The organism is Stenotrophomonas sp. STEN008 (genome assembly GCF_056760435.1).
Window position 1 is genome coordinate 1 of sequence record NZ_JBRRET010000093.1, and the last position, 293, is coordinate 293.

The following is a 293-nucleotide window of genomic DNA, read 5'->3' on the forward strand; positions in this document are numbered from 1 at the left end:
TGCATCGGCCAGGCCGGTGTGAGATGTCCCTTTCTGGGGCCTTAGCTCAGCTGGGAGAGCACCTGCTTTGCAAGCAGGGGGTCGTCGGTTCGATCCCGACAGGCTCCACCAGGGAGTTGGTTATCCGGATCCTTCCGGAAAAGCCCGCACATCCATGTGCGGACTCTCCAGAAAAACTTTCCGGGTCTGTAGCTCAGGTGGTTAGAGCGCACCCCTGATAAGGGTGAGGTCGGTGGTTCGAGTCCTCCCAGACCCACCATTCTCTGAATGACGCATACATTCGATCTTTATAC

The 293-nt window shown here is 57.0% G+C and carries 2 tRNA genes; both read left to right on the forward strand.

Annotation, left to right across the window (positions count from 1 at the left end):
• The first annotated feature begins 35 nt into the window (after window positions 1-35).
• Window positions 36-111 (forward strand) — tRNA-Ala (locus tag ACVOME_RS18690).
• A gap of 71 nt (window positions 112-182) precedes the next feature.
• Window positions 183-259 (forward strand) — tRNA-Ile (locus ACVOME_RS18695).
• Window positions 260-293: the final 34 nt, after the last annotated feature.